The 1,224-nt window shown below is 61.2% G+C and carries 1 protein-coding gene; it reads left to right on the forward strand.

Annotation, left to right across the window (positions count from 1 at the left end):
* Positions 1-106: 106 nt before the first annotated feature.
* Positions 107-1,224 (forward strand): FAD-dependent oxidoreductase (locus NW852_RS04655; RefSeq protein WP_414426495.1); only part of this gene is annotated, 1,118 nt, incomplete at its 3' end.

The raw sequence follows: 1,224 nt of genomic DNA on the forward strand, positions 1-1,224 counted from the left end.
TTGGGACTTGCCACTTTCCCTTCCTGAGCGCTACTGACGTCTCCGGGGACGGATGGTTGAGACAACCGCCCCCTCAGGGATCCCGTCGTGTCACAATGGGTAAAAATTGGCTTTGTGTCTTGGCGCTGTGCTCAAGCCCCTCTACTACCGCGAGATCCCTTGCCCAGATACCGCTCAAGTGCTGCGCTGGCTGCAGGAGCACCTGCCTCTGCCTATGGGCAGCCAAAAGGTGCTTACCCCCAGCGGTCTGCGCCTAGAGGGATCCGGAGCCAAGCTGGCCGCTTTCCTCTGGTCGGGGCTGAACACCACCTATCTCAAGATCTTTCAGTGGTCAGAGCGGCCTTTCCCCCGGCAGAACCGCTGGCTAAAGGAAGTGGAGAGGGCGATCCAAAGCCAATTTCCCCACCGCTACCCGCAGTTGCCAGAGGTCGATCCCAGCCAGGGATCCATCTTTGAGCAACTGGAGCCTTTTTACCCGCAGACGGTAAAGTACTTCCGCCGCATTCCCAACGGCGAGTTCGACCTGCAGCGGGTTTACTGGTGGGAGAAGCGCTGGCGGGAAGAAGTGCAATCCCCCCATCCTCAGCGGCAGCCGGTGCTGTTTCGCCAGCCGGCCCCTGAACCTGCCCCCTTGGAGTGGGACTTGGTGATTGTGGGCGGGGCGTTGGGGGCCATCTACGGCGCAGCCATGGCCCGCCTAGGCTATCGCGTAGCCTTGGTGGAACGGCTCCCCTTTGGCCGCATGAATCGGGAGTGGAACATTTCGCGGCGGGAGCTGCAGACGCTGGTGGAGTTTGGCCTCCTCAGCCCTGAGGAGATGGAGAGCCTCATCCTCAGGGAATACACCGATGGGTTTAACAAGTTTTTTGATGGCAACAGCCCCGTGCGCGCCCCCGTCTTGCACACGCCGACGGTGCTCAACCTGGCCATTGATGCCGAAAAGCTCCTGCAGCTCTGTGGTCAAATCTTGAGATCCAGGGGTGGTGCCATCTACGAGCGCAGCGAGTTTCAGCGGGCCTACATCGAGGAGCAGGGCGTCACAGTGGTGGTTAAGGACTTAACCACTCAAGAAGCGTTCTCTCTGGGATCCCGCCTGTTGGTGGATGCCATGGGGACGGCCTCCCCCATTGCCCAGCAGCTCTACGGCCGCCGCGCCTTTGACAGCGTCTGCCCAACGGTGGGGGCCACCATTGCAGGGGGGTTTGAGCCGGGGGTTTGGGATCC

This window comes from Synechococcus sp. H60.1 (assembly GCF_047462335.1).
In the GTDB taxonomy this organism is placed as follows: domain Bacteria; phylum Cyanobacteriota; class Cyanobacteriia; order Thermostichales; family Thermostichaceae; genus Thermostichus.